General features: G+C 66.6%; 10 protein-coding genes. 6 read left to right on the forward strand and 4 right to left on the reverse strand.

The annotated features are described in order from the left end of the window. Positions 1–101 precede the first annotated feature (101 nt). Both ACV7JP_RS09800 and ACV7JP_RS09805 read right to left on the reverse strand, forming a co-directional pair. The gene (locus tag ACV7JP_RS09800) at positions 102–1100 is read right to left on the reverse strand and encodes a nickel/cobalt transporter (RefSeq protein WP_457795497.1); all 999 of its coding nucleotides are present in this window, start codon (positions 1098–1100) and stop codon (positions 102–104) included. After that, positions 1097–1738, reverse strand: coding sequence for a DUF1007 family protein (locus ACV7JP_RS09805; protein WP_457795498.1), 642 nt, complete (start codon positions 1736–1738; stop codon positions 1097–1099). Before ACV7JP_RS09805 ends, ACV7JP_RS09800 begins: the two co-directional genes overlap by 4 nt. Before the next feature lie 303 nt (positions 1739–2041). On the opposite strand from ACV7JP_RS09805, the gene ACV7JP_RS09810 reads away from it, so the two are divergent. The 6 genes from ACV7JP_RS09810 (at position 2042) to ACV7JP_RS09835 (ending at position 10124) form a co-directional block, all read left to right on the forward strand. After that, positions 2042–5578, forward strand: coding sequence for an indolepyruvate ferredoxin oxidoreductase family protein (locus tag ACV7JP_RS09810; protein ID WP_457795499.1), 3537 nt, complete (start codon positions 2042–2044; stop codon positions 5576–5578). A 198-nt stretch (positions 5579–5776) separates the two neighbouring features. Beyond that, positions 5777–6514: a cobalt-precorrin-6A reductase gene (locus ACV7JP_RS09815; RefSeq protein ID WP_457795500.1), complete on the forward strand. Its 738-nt coding sequence runs from the start codon at positions 5777–5779 to the stop codon at positions 6512–6514. Continuing rightward, positions 6511–7968 carry a cobyric acid synthase gene (locus ACV7JP_RS09820; RefSeq protein WP_457795501.1) on the forward strand — a complete coding sequence of 486 codons (1458 nt, stop codon included), beginning with the start codon at positions 6511–6513 and terminating at the stop codon, positions 7966–7968. Before ACV7JP_RS09815 ends, ACV7JP_RS09820 begins: the two co-directional genes overlap by 4 nt. After that, positions 7965–8969, forward strand: coding sequence for a threonine-phosphate decarboxylase CobD (gene cobD, locus ACV7JP_RS09825; RefSeq protein WP_457795502.1), 1005 nt, complete (start codon positions 7965–7967; stop codon positions 8967–8969). The genes ACV7JP_RS09820 and cobD overlap by 4 nt, the downstream gene beginning before the upstream one ends. After that, a complete protein-coding gene (gene bluB / locus ACV7JP_RS09830; protein WP_457795503.1) occupies positions 8969–9697 on the forward strand; it encodes a 5,6-dimethylbenzimidazole synthase in 729 nt (242 codons plus the stop codon). The genes cobD and bluB overlap by 1 nt, the downstream gene beginning before the upstream one ends. Before the next feature lie 94 nt (positions 9698–9791). Further along, positions 9792–10124 carry a hypothetical protein gene (locus ACV7JP_RS09835; RefSeq protein WP_457795504.1) on the forward strand — a complete coding sequence of 111 codons (333 nt, stop codon included), beginning with the start codon at positions 9792–9794 and terminating at the stop codon, positions 10122–10124. Between the two features lie 111 nt (positions 10125–10235). Here the strand turns inward: ACV7JP_RS09835 and ACV7JP_RS09840 are convergent, their stop codons facing one another. Then, positions 10236–13343 (reverse strand): efflux RND transporter permease subunit, encoded by a 3108-nt coding sequence (locus ACV7JP_RS09840; RefSeq protein ID WP_457795505.1) that lies wholly within the window; start codon positions 13341–13343, stop codon positions 10236–10238. Next, on the reverse strand, positions 13340–16477 hold the full coding sequence (locus ACV7JP_RS09845) for an efflux RND transporter permease subunit (RefSeq protein ID WP_457795506.1): 3138 nt from the start codon (positions 16475–16477) through the stop codon (positions 13340–13342). Before ACV7JP_RS09845 ends, ACV7JP_RS09840 begins: the two co-directional genes overlap by 4 nt. Positions 16478–16482: the final 5 nt, after the last annotated feature.

A 16482-nucleotide genomic window follows, 5' to 3' on the forward strand; every position in this document is an offset into this window, starting at 1 on the left:
CGCTTCGAATCGATCTTCAAAATCAAGATAGCGCGTATCTCAAAATTATAACGTGACCGGCGCGCGACGATTGTTTTTGCGTTGCAATGCCGCGCGCAAATCTATGTTGCGTTGCGGGAGACGCCGAAAAGCAGCGCGAAGCCGAAACCAAGCACGAAAAGCGCGGCGAGAAGCTCGGCGGCGCGCGCAAAAAGCATTGTGCGGCGCGCGCCGCCGCCGCTGAAGCGCAGCGCCAGGCCCTTCGCATGGACGGCGATCGCCGCCAGCGCGCCAGTGGTGAGCGCCGTCCCGGCCGACATCGCCATCACGGCGCCGGCGCCGGCCGCGAACAATTCTTGAGACAAGGTGAAGACCAGGACGAGGATCGCGCCCGAGCAGGGACGTAGGCCCGCCGCGACGACCGTCGCCAGCGCGTCGCCCCAGCGGAAGGCGGGGCCCGACAGCGTCGCGGGATCGGGCGCGTGGGCGTGGCCGCAGCCGGGTCCGTGGACGTGACTCGGATCGTCGATGGCTTCGCAGACGTAGCGGCTCGCGCTGTTCGCGCCGGCGGGAGGCGGGGCGCTCAGCGCGGCCGTCAGTCCGCGCCCTTTGATCCAAACGAGCCGCGCGCCGAGCCCGGCGATGGCGAGATAGCTCGCGATCTCGATCGCCTGCGCGGCGCCGGTCATCTGTCCCGCCGTGGCGCTGAAGGCGAGCGCGGCGACGGCGACGAGCGCGATGGCGACGATTCCCTGCAGCAGCGCGGCGAGCGCCGCGAGCAGCAGGCCGCGCTTTAACTGGATTTCATTGGCGACCATATAGGAGGCCAGCACCGCCTTGCCGTGGCCGGGGCCCGCCGCGTGAAAGACGCCATAGGCGAAACTTGCCGCCGCGAGCGCGAAAAAGGCGGAGGGGTCGGTCTTCAGCGCCCTTGCCGCCGCCTGCAACTCGGCGTGAAATTTATTCTGCCAGGAGAGAATAAGGCCCGCGAGCCCCCCCGCCGCGCCCACGGCCTCCCGCCCGCCCACCGCGAAAGGATGGCGCTGGGCGAGCGCCGGCTCGACGGCGAGAATCATGCAGGCCGCGACGGCGGCGATGAGAACAAGCGTCCTCGGCTTCACGGGCAGGCCACGATGGCGCGGGTCGCGAGCTTCACGCCGAAATCGGCGCCGGGAGACATGTTCTGGAAAAAGGCTTCGCTGAGCTTCTGATTGTCGGCGGCGACGAGGGGCGCGGGCTCCATGAGGCTTACCGAGCAGCCGGCGGGCGCGCTTGCGAGCTTCACCGGATCCTTCTTCTCCAGTGCGAAGGAGACGAAATAGGTCGGGTCGTAAACCTGGAAGGAAAAGGGCTTCTTGGCCGTGACGGGCGTCTCGAGCGGCAGGAAGAAGCGAAGCGTCACAATCTTCTTGTCGTTGGCCTCGAGATAGACGTCCTCCGGCGGCTTGAAGGCGGCCTTGGCGTTGTTCTGCCTAGCGTAGGTGAAATAGTCGAATTCCGCGAGCGACTCGACGTTCGTCTTGGCGAGCGGGGCCAGCTCCTCGCGCGTCGGCGGCTTGCCGCCCTTGCCGAGCCCCTGGACCGCGAAAGCGGAATACATCTCGTCGAATTCCCAGGCGTGGCGGACGCCCGTCACCTTTCCGTCGGGGCCGAAGACGACCTCGCTGCGAACCGCAACCCATACGTGCGGATGCGCTTGGGCCGGAGCCGCCCAGGCGAGGGTCAGGAGGACGAAAATCGGCAGGTTGCGGCGGGTCATGGACGGTCCGGCTAAGGCTGGAAATCGGCGAAAACAGGGCGCGGGGCGCCCCGCCCGAAGCCTGTGCATCATACCATATGGGTTCTTGAAAACGTCATTCGCTCTGTCATAAAGTGCAACTACCAAGAGCCGCGCCTTGAGGGGCGCGCCGAGCGGCGTAGCCGCGGGGCGGCGAGCCGGGCGCCCGGCTCGAGACCCGCGGTCGAGCCCGGAATAGGGCTTTCAGTGCTCGTTCCTAGTCGTATTTGCGTTCTGGCGCACGACCCAAGCGCGCATCGCCGTTTCGCGCAGGAGAGTTTTTGAATGGCGGATCACGTCGCCGGCGCCTTGAACTCCGGCTCCGCCTATGGCGAGGCAAAGGCCGCCTACGGCGAGGCAAGCCTCTCGGACCGTTTCGACCTCGCCCGCGACCGCGTGCTCATCACCGGCACGCAAGCCATTGTGCGCCTTCTCCTGATGCAGAGGGAACGCGACCGGCGCGCGGGCCTGAACACGGCCGGCTTCATCACGGGCTATCGCGGCTCGCCGCTCGGCGGCGTTGACGCGCAGATGCACAAGGCGAAGGCCCTTTTCGACGCCAATAACATCCTCTTCATGCCGGGTCTCAACGAGGACCTCGCCGTCACCGCCGTCTGGGGCGCGCAGCAGGCCGAGATGCGCGGCGAAGGCAAATATGACGGCGTCTTCTCCATCTGGTACGGCAAGGGGCCGGGCGTCGACCGCAGCGGCGACGCGCTGCGCCATGTGAATCTCGCCGGCACGTCGAAACATGGCGGCGCGCTCGCGCTGATGGGCGACGACCATACGGCCGAGTCCTCCACCACCGCGCATCAGTCCGAATATCATTTCGTCGACGTGATGATGCCGATCCTCGCGCCCGCCGGCGTGCAGGAGATTCTCGATTACGGCCTTTACGGCTTCGCCATGTCGCGCTTCGCTGGCGTCTGGGTCGGCCTGAAGCTCGTGAAGGACACGGTGGAGTCGACGGCCTCGATCGACGCGTCGCTCGACCGCGTGCAGCCGATCATTCCGTCGGATTTCGTCCTGCCGCCGGGCGGGCTCAATATCCGCCCCGGCGATCCCGTGCTGGCGCAGGAAGAGCGGATGCAGGAGAGCAAGCGCGACGCGATGCTCGCCTTCATCCGCGCCAACCGTCTCAACCGCATCGTCACCTCGGGCGGCGTTGATCCCAAGATCGGAATCATCACCGTCGGCAAATCCTATCTCGACGTGCGTCAGGCGATGGACGACCTCGGCGTGGACGAAGTGCGCGCCAATGATCTCGGCCTGCGCCTCTATAAGATCGCCGCGCCCTGGCCGCTCGAGCCCAAGGGGCTGCACGAATTCGCGCGCGGCCTCGATCTCATCATGGTCGTGGAGGAGAAGCGCTCGCTCATCGAGGTGCAGTTGCGCGAGGAGCTTTACGGCGCCGCGCATCAGCCGGTCTGCATCGGCAAGAAGGACGAGCGCGGCGACTGGCTCTTCCCGGTGAAGGGCGCGCTCGACGCCAACGACATCGCCATCGCCATCGGCCGGCGTCTGTTGAAATATCACGCCTCCGAAGAGCTCGAGGCGCGCGTGCGCCGGCTGGAGCGCCTGCAGGATCGTCGCAAGACGATGACCGACGTCATCCTGCGCGTGCCGCATTTCTGCGCCGGCTGCCCGCATTCGACCTCGACCCACGTGCCGGAGGGCGCGCGCGCCTATACGGGCATTGGCTGCCATTACATGGCGCAATGGATGGGCCGCCGCACCGAGGGCTATACCCATATGGGCGGCGAGGGCGCGAACTGGATCGGCGAGGCGCCCTTCTCGACGCGCAAGCATATGTTCCAGAATCTCGGCGACGGGACCTACAACCACTCCGGCTCGCTCGCCATCCGCTTCGCCGTCGCGGCGGGCGCCAACATCACCTTCAAGATTCTCTATAACGGCGTCGTCGCCATGACCGGCGGCCAGAAGCATGAGGGCGAGCTCACCGTCGAAGCCATTGTGCGTCAGGTCGCGGCCGAGGGCGTGGAGAAGATCGCGCTGGTTTCGGACGAGCCCGGCAAATATCCGCCGACCATCGCCTGGCCGCCCGGCCTCACCATCCATCACCGCAACGTCCTCAATGAGGTGCAGCGCGAATTGTCGGAGACGGAGGGCGTCACCGTCCTCATCTACGACCAGACCTGCGCGACCGAGAAGCGCCGCCTGCGCAAGCGCGGCCTCTTCCCCGATCCCGACGCCCGCATCATCATCAACGAACTGGTGTGCGAAGGCTGCGGCGATTGCGGCACGGCGTCGAACTGCGTCGCCGTGCAGCCGGTGGAGACCGAATTCGGCCGCAAGCGCCGCATCGACCAGTCCGCCTGCAACAAGGACTTCTCCTGCCTCGAGGGCTTCTGCCCGAGCTTCGTGACCGTGCATGGCGCGAAGATGAAGAAGGCGCCGCTGCCGACGAAGGAAGACGCCAGCGGCCAGCCGGCCTTGCCCGAGCCGAAGATCGCGGAGATCGGCCGGACGCCATTCGGCATTCTCGTCGCGGGGCTCGGCGGCACGGGCGTCGTCACCGTCTCCGCCATTCTCGGCATGGCCGCGCATTTGGAGGGCAAGGGCGTCGGCGTCATCGACATGGCCGGCCTCGCCCAGAAGGGCGGCGCCGTCTATTGCCATGTGAAGATCGGCCATACGCCGGCGGACGTTCACGCCATCCGCGTTGCGGCGGGCGAAGCCAATCTCCTGCTCGGCTGCGACCTCGTCGTCGCCGGCGCCCGGCAGGTGCTCGCGACGGTCGAGCAGGGCAAGACGCATGTGCTCGTCAACAGCGCCGAGGTTTTTCCGGGCGACATTGAGCGCAATCCGGATTTCGTGCTGCCGTCGGAAGAGATCAAGCAGGCGATCCGCCGCGCCGGCGGACCGGAGTCGATCTTCATCGACACCACCGCGCTGGCGCAGGCGCTTCTGGGCGACAGCATCGCCGCCAATATCTTCATCCTGGGCTACGCCTGGCAGAAGGGCTATCTGCCGCTTACGGAAGCGTCGATCCTGCGCGCGATCGAGTTGAACGGCGAATCCGTGCCGATGAATCATTCGGCTTTCCTCTGGGGCCGCCGCGCGGCGCATGACCTGAAGAGCGTCGAGGCGGTGGTCGAGGCGCTGCGGCGTCCGACGGAGACGCGCCAGCGCGCCACGACGCTGGAAGACATCATCGAGCGCCGCGCCGCCTATCTCGTCGATTATCAGAACGAGGCCTATTCGGCGCATTACCGCGCGCGCGTCGAGGCTGTCGCGAAACTGGAGAAGACGCGCGCGCCCGGCTCGACCGAGCTGACGGAAGCCGTCGCGCGCTATCTCTTCAAGCTGATGGCGTTCAAGGACGAGTTCGAGGTCTCGCGCCTCTATACGGGCGAGGCCTTCCAGCGCCAGCTCGCGGACACTTTCGAGGGCGATCTGAAGCTCGAGCTGCATCTCGCGCCGCCGATCCCCTTCCTGCAGCGCAAGACCGATTTCGGCGGATCGCGCAAGATCACCTTCGGCCCGTGGATGTTCACGGTGATGAAGGCGCTCGCGAAGCTCAAATGGATTCGCGGCCGCTGGTTCGACATCACGCGGTTCAACAATGACCGCATTGTCGAGCGGCGCCTGCTCGGCGAGTATGAAGCGCTGATCGACGAGTTGCTGACGTCGCTCACGCCGGAGAATCACGCGGCCGCCGTCGCGCTGGCGCGCCTACCGGAAAAGATTCGCGGCTTCGGCCATATCAAGGGGCGCCATGTCGCGGCGGCCGACGCCGAGCGCGAGCGCCTTCTCGCCGAGTTCCGCAACCCGGCCTCCGTGAAGCTCGCGGCGGAGTGAGGCGCTTCGATCTTGTGTAATGATGTGCAAGCCTCTTCACCGTCATTGCGAGGAGCCGAAGGCGACGAAGGGAACCGGGAACTCGCCGGGACCTTAACCCTCACCCTTGCAGGGACCCCCTCCCTAACCCTCCCCCTTGCAGGGGGAGGGAATCGGCGTCTTTCCCTCCCCCTGAAAGGGGGAGGGCCAGGGTGGGGGTTGTCACGCCGACGCATCCTCCTCCTCGCCGGCACCAGCGAAGCCCGCGCGCTTGCCGGGCGCATCGCCGCCGATTCGCGCTTTGACGCCGTCGCCTCTCTCGCCGGCCGCACCAGCGCGCCGGCGCCCCTTGCGCTTCCGACGCGCGTCGGCGGCTTTGGCGGCGTCGAGGGGCTGAAGCGCTATCTTGTCGAAGAACGCATGACCCATGTGATCGACGCGACGCATCCTTTCGCCGCGCAAATATCCGCCAATGCGCAAGCGGCCTGCGGGGCGCTGGGCCTGCCGCTGATCGTCTATGCGCGCGAACCCTGGCGCTCCGCGCCCGGCGACAATTGGATCGAAGTCGCAGACAACGCCGCCGCCGCTCTTGCGCTGGGAGAGTCGCCGCGCCGCGTGTTTCTCACCATCGGCCGGCAGGGCGTCGGCGATTTTTGCGCGGCGCCGCAGCACGCCTATCTCCTGCGCGTCATCGAACCGCCGGAGGCGAGCGAGCTTCCCCCAAATTGCGAGGTCTTCTCCGCGCGCGGCCCCTTTACGCGCGAAGACGAAATCGCGCTCATGCGCGAGAGGCGCATCGACATCGTCGTGAGCAAGAATAGCGGCGGCGCGCTCACCTACGCCAAGATCGAAGCCGCGCGCGCGCTCGGTCTTCCTGTCGCGATGATCACGCCGGCGCGCGCAGGCGTTTCCGTCGTGCACGACCTCGACGCCGTCATGGCGCTGCTCGCGCCATGAGCCGCGCGCTGATGATCCAGGGCACGGGGTCGGATGTCGGCAAGTCGCTCCTTGTCGCCGGCCTCGCGCGCGCCTTTGTCAATCGTGGATTGAGGGTCGCGCCCTTCAAGCCGCAGAACATGTCGAACAACGCCGCCGTGACGACGGATGGCGGCGAGATCGGCCGCGCCCAGGCGCTGCAGGCGCGCGCCGCGCGGCTTGCGCCGACCGTCGACATGAATCCCGTGCTGCTGAAGCCGCAGGGCGCCAATGGTTCGCAGGTCGTGCTGCGCGGCGTTGTCATGGGCCAAGCCAAGGCGCGCGACTATCAAGCCTGGAAGCCGCGCCTCAAGCCCCCCGTGATGGAAAGCTTCGCGCGGCTGAAAGCGCGCAGCGATCTCGTCATCGTGGAAGGCGCCGGCAGCGCGGCGGAGATCAATCTGCGCGCCAATGACATCGCCAATATGGGCTTTGCGCGCGAGGCGGACGCGCCCGTCGTGCTCGTCGGCGACATTGACCGCGGCGGCGTCATCGCGCAGCTCGTCGGCTGCAAGGCCGTGCTCGACGCGGAAGACGCGGCCATGATCGAGGGCTTCATCGTCAACAAATTTCGCGGCGACGCCTCGCTCTTCGACGAAGGCATGCGCTTCGTCGCCGCGCGCACGGGCTGGCGCGCGCTAGGCCTCGTTCCCTATTTCGACGCCGCGTCGCGCCTGCCGGCGGAAGACGCTTTCGGCCTTCGGTCGCAACGCGATACTCAGAAGAAAGGCGTCGTCGTCGCCGTTCCGCTGCTGCCGCATATCGCCAATTTCGACGATCTCGACCCTCTGAAGGCGGAGCCGGGCGTCGATCTTCGGCTCGTCCAACCCGGCGAGCCGTTGCCCGCGGAAGCGGCGCTCGTCATTCTCCCGGGCTCCAAGGCGACCATCGCCGATCTCGCGGCGCTGCGCGCGCAAGGGTGGGACATCGACCTTCTCGCCCATATACGGCGCGGCGGGCGCGTCTTCGGAATCTGCGGCGGCTATCAGATGCTCGGCCGCCTGATCCGCGATCCCCACGGCATGGAGGGCGACGTCGCCGAAGCGCCGGGCCTGGGGCTGCTCGCCATAGAAACGACTTTGACCGAAACGAAGACGCTGACGCGCGTCGCCGGCCGCGCGATCGCCTTCGACGCGCCTTTCCATGGCTATGAGATGCATGTGGGCGAAACTTCGGGGCCGGATTGCGCGCGGCCTGTCCTGCGCTTCGAGGATGGCCGCTTTGACGGCGCCGTCTCGCGCGAGGGCCGCGCCATGGGCGCCTATGTGCACGGGCTTTTCTCCGAGGACGCCTTGCGCGCGGCCTTTCTGCAATCGATCGGCGCCGAGGCGTCGCCACTGCGCTTCGAAGAGTCGATCGACGAAACGCTCGACGCCCTCGCCGCGCATTGCGAGAAGCACATTGATCTCGACGCGCTGCTGGAAATTGCGCGATGACGGCGCGGGCGACAATCGCGCATGGCGGCAGGCTGGACGAGGCGCGCCGTCTCTACCCGAATGCGCCACGGCCCTGGATCGATCTTTCCACGGGGATCAATCCGCATCCCTATCCGCTTCCGGCGGTCGCGCCCGAAATCTGGGCGCGGCTGCCGGATGACGAGGCTTTCGCCGCGCTCGAGACCGCCGCGCGGGGCGCCTATCGCGCGCCGAAGGATGTTGCGATCCTTCCCGGCGCCGGCGCGCAAGCCTTCATTCAACTGCTGCCCCGCATCTTCCTTGCGCGCCGCGTCGGCATATTCGGCTTCACTTACGCCGAGCACGCCGCCTGCTGGTCCGCCGCCGGCGCGAAGGTCGCGACAGCGGAGTCCGTCGCGGAGCTTGCGGACTTCGATGTCGCGGTCGTCGTCAATCCCAACAATCCGGACGGACGCGTCCTCTCGCCGCGCGAGCTGGCGCCGCTCGCGGAGCGGATGACGCGCAAGGGCGGCCTGCTCGTCGTCGACGAATCTTTCGTGGATTTCACGCCGGCGCATAGCGTCGCGCCGCTCCTTTCGGCGATGGACGGCGTGATCGTGCTGCGCTCCTTCGGCAAGGCCTATGGGCTTGCCGGAGCGCGTCTCGGCTTCGCGCTCTGCGCGCCCGCTCGCGCTGAGCGCCTGCGCGCGGCGCTCGGCCCTTGGGCGGTTTCCGGCCCCGCGCTCGCGATCGGCGCCCGCGCCCTTGCCGATGCGCGCTGGCTGCACGCCGCCGCGGCGGCCTCCGCCACGGACGCCGCGCGGCTCGACGGCCTTCTGGAGCGGGCTGGCTTCGGCCTCATGGGCGGAACCGCGCTTTTTCGGCTCGTGCGGCACGACAGGGCGACGGATTGGTTCACAAGGCTGTGCGAGAGCGGCATTCTGGCGCGCGCCTTTCCCGAGCGGCGGGAGTGGCTGCGCTTCGGGCTTCCCGCGGGCGAGGCCGCCTGGGCGAGATTGACGGCCGCATTGGAGATTGCCTGATGGCGGACGACTCGATCTTCGAGCCGTGGCGGGTCGCCGCTGACGAGCTTGGCCCCGCCGAACCCTTCAGCGAAACGGATCGCGCCGCCGTCTATCGCGCGATCTATACCCGGCGAGACGTGCGCAACGAGTTTCTCGGCGACGACGTCCCGCCGGACGTGCTCATGCGCCTCCTGGACGCCGCGCATCACGCGCCCTCGGTCGGCTTCATGCAGCCCTGGAACTTCATCGTGATCCGCGACAAGGCGGCGCGCGGCGCGGTGCATGAAGCCTTTCTGCGCGCCGCCGAGGCGGAAGCGCGGATGCTCGATCCCGCCCGCCGCAATCATTACCGGAATCTCAAGCTCGAAGGCATTCTGAAATCGCCGGTCAATATTTGCGTGACCTGCGACCGCAACCGCCACGGCGCGACCGGGCTCGGCCGCACCCAGCAGCCCAACACCGATCTCCTGAGCGCCGCCTGCGCCGTCCAGAATCTTTGGCTCGCCGCGCGCGCGGAAGGCCTCGGGGTCGGTTGGGTCAGCATCATGCGCGAGACGGATCTGCGGGCGATTCTCGGGATTCCCGAGGAAATCGCCATTGTCGCCTATCTCTGCGTCGGCTTCGTCGAGCGGGCCTATAGGCGTCCGGAGCTCGAAGCCAAGCGCTGGGCGTCGCGCCTGCCGTTGGAAACGCTTGTCTTCGAGGACCGCTGGGGCGCGCCTTGCCCCTTCACAAAGGCGCCTTAAATTTCCGTAACAAATGTTTCCGCGAACCGTCATTGGGGTGTCAACGACATCTTAAGCGTCGGAAATGATGCTGATTGTGTCGTTCGAGGAACGGATGGATAGTCCAATCGCTCCATGTGAGGAGCAGGAGACGCAGACCATGGCGCCGGCGAATTTCGAACGTTTTTTCGATAGAACCTTCCCGATCGCCAACAATACGATTCTGACGGTGACCGAAGTGCCCGATTGCGAAGAGGAGCTTTTGAAGCTCCTGGAGCGCGCCATGCTGCGCGGCTTCGACAATCATGCGCGCCTCACCGAAATCCATCTGCCGATGGAGCGCTTCCCGCATATGGACTCGAAGTTCTGGCATGTGCCGATCGAGGATTGCGGAAAGGCGCAGGTGCTCCGCTTCTTCTTCGAGCATCCCGAGACCGAGGCGCACTGACGCGCTTTTTCCTCACGTCATTGCGAGCGAAGCGAAGCAATCCGGAGCCATGATGGCGCTCCTGGATTGCTTCGCTTCGCTCGCAATGATGAATGAGGCGCGGGCCAAACCTTATTCGGCGCCCACGGCGCGTCCCGCTTCCTCCGACGCCGATTCCGTCTCGGACTTGCGGCGCAATTTGCTCATCAGCAGATAGATCACTGGCGTCGTGTAGAGCGTCAGCGCCTGGCTGAGCAGCAGGCCGCCGATAATGGTGATGCCGAGCGGCCGGCGAAGCTCCGCGCCGATTCCGGAAGCGAAGGCGAGCGGGAGCGCGCCGAAAATCGCCGCGAAAGTCGTCATGATGATCGGGCGGAAACGATCCTTCGCCGCTTCGAGCGCCGCATCATGGATCGACATTCCCTTGTCGCGTTCGGCGTGCAGCGCGAAGTCGACGAGCATGATGCCGTTCTTCTTCACGATGCCGATCAGCAGCAGAATGCCGATGAAGGCGATCACCGTGAATTCGACGCCGAAGAGCTCGAGCGACAGAAGCGCGCCGAGGCCCGCCGAAGGCAGGGTGGAGATGATCGTGATCGGATGGACGAGGCTTTCATAGAGAATGCCGAGAATGATGTAGACCGCAAGGAGCGCCGCGAGGATGAGCGTCGCCATGCCTTTCGCGACCTTGCGGAAGTCGGCGGCGTCGCCCGCGAAGCCGGTATGCAGGCTGCTCGGCGGATTGAGCTCGGCGACCGCCTCCTCGATGGCGGTGGTCGCCGCGTCGAGCGTAGAGCCCGGCGAGACATTGTAGGAAAGCGTGACCGCGGGCAGCACGCCCTGGTGATTGACGACGAGCGGCATGGAGCTGCGCTCGATATGGGCGAGCGCGGTGAGCGGCACCTGCAGCCCGCTGGCGCTCGTGACATAGACGCCCGCAAGGTCGCGAATGTCGCGCTGGCGCGAGGGCGGCGTCTCGAAGATCACCCGATACTGGTTGCGCTGCGTATAGATGATCGTGTCCTGACGCTGCCCGAAAGCGCTGTTGAGCGCCGCGTTGATGGCCGCGATCGGCACGTTCATGCGCGACGCCGCGTTGCGGTCGATGATGACCTGCGCGCGCAGGCCGCCCTGCTCCTTGTCGGAGGTGACGTCGACGAGCTGCGGCAGCGTCTTGAAGCGCGCCAGCAATTTCTCGCGCCATTCCTCGAGCTCCTCGAGCGAGGCGTCCGAAATCGTGAACTGATATTGCGACTTGCTGACGCGTCCGCCGCTTCGCAGATCCTGCGAGGGCACCATGTAGACGCTGACGCCGGGAATTCTGGCGAAGGACGCGCGCAGCCGGGCGATGACCTCCCTGCTCGACGACTGGCGATCGTCGATGGGTTTCAGCGCGACGAAGAGACGTCCCTGATTGCCCGACGAGGTGAGTCCGCCGGAGCCGATGAAGGAGCCCACATTGGCGACGTCCGGATCGGCGAGCAAGGCTTCGTTCACAAGCCGCTGCAACCGGCTCATCTCCTCGAAGGAGACGTCGGGCGCCGCTTCCGTCGTGCCGTTGATGAGGCCGATATCGTCCTGCGGAAGGTTTCCCTTGGGGATGATGCGGTAGAGCTGCACCGTCCCCAGGACCGTCGCGAGAATCACGACGAGCGTGATCCAGGGATGGTCCACGACCGGGCGGAGCGTGCGCGCATAGAAGGACACGACCCGGTCGAGCCCGCCCTCGATCCAATGATCCAGCCTCGTCTTCTCCCTTGATTTTTTCATGGGGAGCCAAGCGCAGATCATCGGCGTCACGGTGAGCGAGACGATTGTCGAGATGAGGATGGCGAAGGCCAGCGTGACGGAGAATTCGCGCAGCAGCCGCCCCATCACGCCTTCCATGAAGAGCAGCGGAATGAACACGGCGACAAGCGACAGGCTGATGGAGACGACCGTGAAGCCGATCTGTCTGGAGCCTTCGAGCGCCGCCTGGATGCGGCTCATGCCCCGTTCCCGATTGGCCTCGATGTTCTCGATCATGACGATGGCGTCGTCCACGACGAAGCCGACCGAAATGGTGAGCGCCATCAGCGAGAGATTGTCGATCGAGAATCCCGCGAGCCACATGGCGGCGCAGGTGCCGACGAGCGAGAGCGGCACGGTGACGCCCGCCGCGATGACCGGCGTCGCGCGCCGCAGAAAGACGAAGACGACCATCATCACCAGCGCGATGGAGATGGCGAGCGTAAGCTGGATGTCGTGGATGCTGGCGCGGATCGTCTGGGTGCGGTCGGCGAGGACGTTGATCTTGACGCCGGAGGGAATCCACTCCTGCAATTGCGGCAGCAGCGCCTTGATGTGGTCGACCGTCTCGACGACATTGGCGGCGGGCTGCTTGGTGACGATGACGATCACCGCCGGCTTGCCGTTGAACCAGCCCGCCGACATGCGGTTGCGCACGCCGCGCTCGACCTTGGCGATGTCGCCCAGCTTGACGATGGCGCCGTTGCGCGAGGCGATGACGATGTTGCGGTAATCCTCCGGCGTCGCGAGCTGGTCCGTCGTGCCGAGCGTGATCTCCTGCGCGCCGCCCGCGAGCGCGCCGACGGCGGAATGGGCGTTGGCGGCGAAGAGCGCCTTGGCCACTTCGTTCACGCCGAGATTCATCGCCGCGAGCCGCGCCGAATCGACCTGCACGCGGATCGCCGGCTGCTCGGCGCCGGCGATGCGCGCCTCGGCGACGCCCGGAACCTGCGAGATGCGCTGCGCGATCACGGAGTCCGTCGCGTCGAAGATGGCGCTGGTCGGCAGCGTGTCGGAGGTCATCGCCAGCACCAGCACCGGCATGGTCGACTGGCTGGCCTTGCGAAAGCTCGGCGCCGTCGGCAGGTCGGTCGGCAGATCGACGAGCGAGGCGTTGATGGCCGCCTGCACGTCGCGCGCCGCGGCGTCGAGGCTCTTATCGATGTCGAATTGCGCGATGATCTGCGTGGAGCCGAGCGAGCTCGTCGAGGTGAGCTCGTTCAAGCCGGCGATGCCGGAGAGGCGCCGCTCCAGCGGCGCGGCGACGGAGGCCGCCATGGTTTCGGGGTCGGCTCCCGGGCGCGACGCGCCGATGCCGACCGCGGGAAAGTCCACGGCCGGCAGGCTGGCGACCGGCAGGAAGAAATAGGCGACCGCTCCGAGGAGAAAGAGCGCCGCCGCGAGCAGCGTCGTCCCGACCGGCCGGCGGACGAAAGGCTCGGAGACGTTCATTCGGCGGCCTCCCGCCGCTGCGGCTCGTTCTCCGGCGCTTGCGGCGAGGCGGCCTCATCCTCCTCCGCCGATAGCGGTTTCAGGAAGCGGCGGCGCAGGCGGTCGACCTGGAGATAGATGACCGGCGTCGTGTAGAGCGTCAGCGCCTGGCTGAGCAGCAGGCCGCCAATGATCGATATGCCGAGCGGAATGCGCAATTCGCTCCCCGCGCCGTGCGCCAGCGCGAGCGGCAGCGCGCCGAAGAGGGCGGCGAGCGTCGTCATCATGATCGGGCGGAAGCGCATATGGGCGGCGCGCACGATGGAGTCGCGCGGCGACAGGCCCTCGTCGCGCTCCGCGTCGAGCGCGAAATCGATCATCATGATCGCGTTCTTCTTCACGATGCCCATCAGCAGCACGACGCCGATGAGCGCCACCAGCGACAGGTCGATGCGGAAGATCATCAGCGCCAGAAGCGCGCCGACGCCGGCCGAGGGCAGGGTGGTGAGCACGGTGAAGGGATGGGCGAAGCTCTCATAGAGCACGCCCAGCACCACATAGATGGCGATGATCGCCGCGAGGATCAGCCAGGGCTCGCTCGCCAGCGACTTGTTGAACTCCGCGGCGTCGGCGCTGAAGACGCCCATGATCGAGGACGGCATGCCGATAGCCTTCTCGGCCTTCGCGATCGCCGTCACGGCGTCGCCGAGCGCCATGTCCCGCTCGAGATCGAAGCTGATCGTCGAGGCGGGAAACTGGTCCTGATGCGCGACCGAGAGCGGCGCGGCCACGTTCTCGATGCGCACGAAAGTGGCGAGCGGCGTCTGCGGGCCGCCGCCGACGGGCGCGACATAGAGCTTCTCCAGCGCCGACATGTCGCGCAGATATTGCGGCGCGGCCTCCAGGATCACGCGATACTGGTTCGACTGCGTGTAGATCGTCGAGATCTGGCGCTGGCCGAAGGCGTCGTTCAGCACATTGTCCACGTCCTGCGCGGAGATGCCGAGGCGGCCCATCTTCTCGCGGTCGATCTTCATCAGCGCGCGGAGGCCGCCGTCCTGGGTCTCGGCGGCGACGTTCTTCAGGCCCGGCGTGCCGCGCAATTCGTCGAGCAGCCGGTTCGACCAGAGCGTCAGCTCGCCCGGATCCGAGGACGTCAGCGTATATTGATATTGCGAGCGGCTTGGCCGCGTCGTGATCTGGATGTCCTGCACGGGCTCGACGAAGAGCGAGACGCCCGCGACCTTCTCGCCGGCCGCCTTCAGCCGGTCGGCGACCGCGTCGGCGCTCGTGTCGCGAACGTCGCGGCCGCGCAGCGTCACGGTGAGGCGGCCGACATTGGTCGTGGCGTTGAGCGGCCCGACGCCGAGCACCGAGGTGACGCCCGTCACTTCCGGGTCCCGGCGGAAGACCTCCGTCACTTTCTGCTGCAAGGATTTCATGCGCTCGAAGGAGGCGTCGGGCGAGGCTTCCAGCACGACGCTGAGCACGCTCGTATCCTGCCGGGGGAGGAAACCCTTGGGGATGTAGACATAGAGGATGACGGTCAATGCGAGCGTCGCCGCGGTCAAAGCGAGCATGAAGCCTTCGCGCTTCAGCGCCCAATCCAGCGAGCGGAAATAAAGCCGGTCGAGCCAAAGGGAGACGATCTCCCAGGTCGAATGCGTCCGCTCGGTCTCGGCGCGCAGCAGCACGGCGCAGAGCATGGGCGTCAGCGTCAGCGAGATGACGGCCGAGATCACGACGGCGATGGAGAGCGTCAGCGCGAATTCGCGGAACATGCGCCCCACAATGCCGGTCATGAACAGCAGCGGGATGAACACGGCGATGAGCGACACGGTCAGCGACACCACGGTGAAGCCGATCTCCCTCGAGCCGTCAAGCGCCGCCTGAAGCGGCCTTTTTCCGTGCTCGATATAGCGCACGATATTCTCGATCATCACGATGGCGTCGTCGACGATGAAGCCCGTGCCGATGGTGAGCGCCATCAGCGAAAGGTTGTCGAGCGAGAAGCCCGCCGCCCACATCACGAAGAAGGTGGCGATGATCGAGAGCGGCAGGCTGACGCCGGCGATGAGCGTCGCGCGCCAGCTGCGCAGAAACATCAGCACCACCGCGACGACGAGGCCCGCCGCGATGAGGAGCGTCAGCTCCACCTCCTCGATCGAGGCGCGGATCGTCTCCGTGCGGTCGTTGACGATGTCGAGCCTCATGCCGGCCGTCAGCTCGGCGCGCAGCTTCGGCAGGGTCTGTTTGACGAGCTCGACGGTTGCGATGATGTTGGCGCCCGGCTGGCGCATCACGTCGAGCACGATCGACTGCTCGCCATTGTGCCAGCCGCCGACGCGGGCGTTCTCCAGCCCGTCGACCACCTTCGCGACGTCGCGCAGCATCACCGGCGCGTTGTTGCGCCAGGCGACGATGACCGTCTCATATTGCTTGGCCTGGAGGATCTGGTCGTTGGCGTCGAGCGTGTAGGACTGGCGCCGGCCTTCCAGCGAGCCCTTGGCGCCGGCGTTGTTGGCGGCGGCGATGGCCTGGCGCAAATCCTCCATGCCGATGCGGTTCGCGGCGAGCCGCGCGAGATCGGCCTCGACGCGGATGGCGGGGCGCACGCCGCCCTGCACCGAGACGCGGCCGACGCCCGAGACCTGCGACAATTGCGGCGCGATCAGCGTGTCGGCGAGATCGGAGAGGTCGCGAAGCGTCGCCGTCTTGGAGCGCAGCGTTAGCGTCATCACCGGCGTGTCGGCCGGGTTCACCTTGGCGTAGACCGGCGGATAGGGCAGATCGCGCGGCAGGGTGGACGCAGCGGAGTTGATCGCCGCCTGCACGTCCTGCGCGGCGGCGTCGATGTCGCGGTCGAGCGCGAATTGCAGCGTGATCTGAGACAGGCCGAAGGAGCTTTGCGACGACATGCCGGCGAGCGACGGGATCTGCCCGAACTGCCGTTCGAGCGAGGCCGTCACCAGCGAGGCGATCGTATCTGGATTCGCGCCCGGAAGCTGCGTCGTGACCTGGATGGTCGGAAAATCGACCTGCGGCAGCGGCGAGATGGAGAGGCGCGCATAGCCGAGCAAGCCGAACAGGAGCACGGCGAAGGCCATGAGCGAGGTCGCCACCGGTCTCTTGATGAAGGGCGCCGAAACATTCATGCCGC

The sequence above is a fragment of the Methylocystis sp. S23 genome, assembly GCF_054106005.1.

Bases quoted from the DNA above. Each gene is read 5' to 3' on its own strand.
- ACV7JP_RS09805 (WP_457795498.1), bottom strand. From the start codon at position 1,738: ATGACCCGCCGCAACCTGCCGATTTTCGTCCTCCTGACCCTCGCCTGG.
- ACV7JP_RS09845 (WP_457795506.1), bottom strand. From the start codon at position 16,477: ATGAATGTTTCGGCGCCCTTCATCAAGAGACCGGTGGCGACCTCGCTC.
- ACV7JP_RS09840 (WP_457795505.1), bottom strand. From the start codon at position 13,343: ATGAACGTCTCCGAGCCTTTCGTCCGCCGGCCGGTCGGGACGACGCTG.
- ACV7JP_RS09810 (WP_457795499.1), top strand. From the start codon at position 2,042: ATGGCGGATCACGTCGCCGGCGCCTTGAACTCCGGCTCCGCCTATGGC.
- ACV7JP_RS09820 (WP_457795501.1), top strand. From the start codon at position 6,511: ATGAGCCGCGCGCTGATGATCCAGGGCACGGGGTCGGATGTCGGCAAG.
- cobD (WP_457795502.1), top strand. From the start codon at position 7,965: ATGACGGCGCGGGCGACAATCGCGCATGGCGGCAGGCTGGACGAGGCG.
- ACV7JP_RS09835 (WP_457795504.1), top strand. From the start codon at position 9,792: ATGGATAGTCCAATCGCTCCATGTGAGGAGCAGGAGACGCAGACCATG.
- bluB (WP_457795503.1), top strand. From the start codon at position 8,969: ATGGCGGACGACTCGATCTTCGAGCCGTGGCGGGTCGCCGCTGACGAG.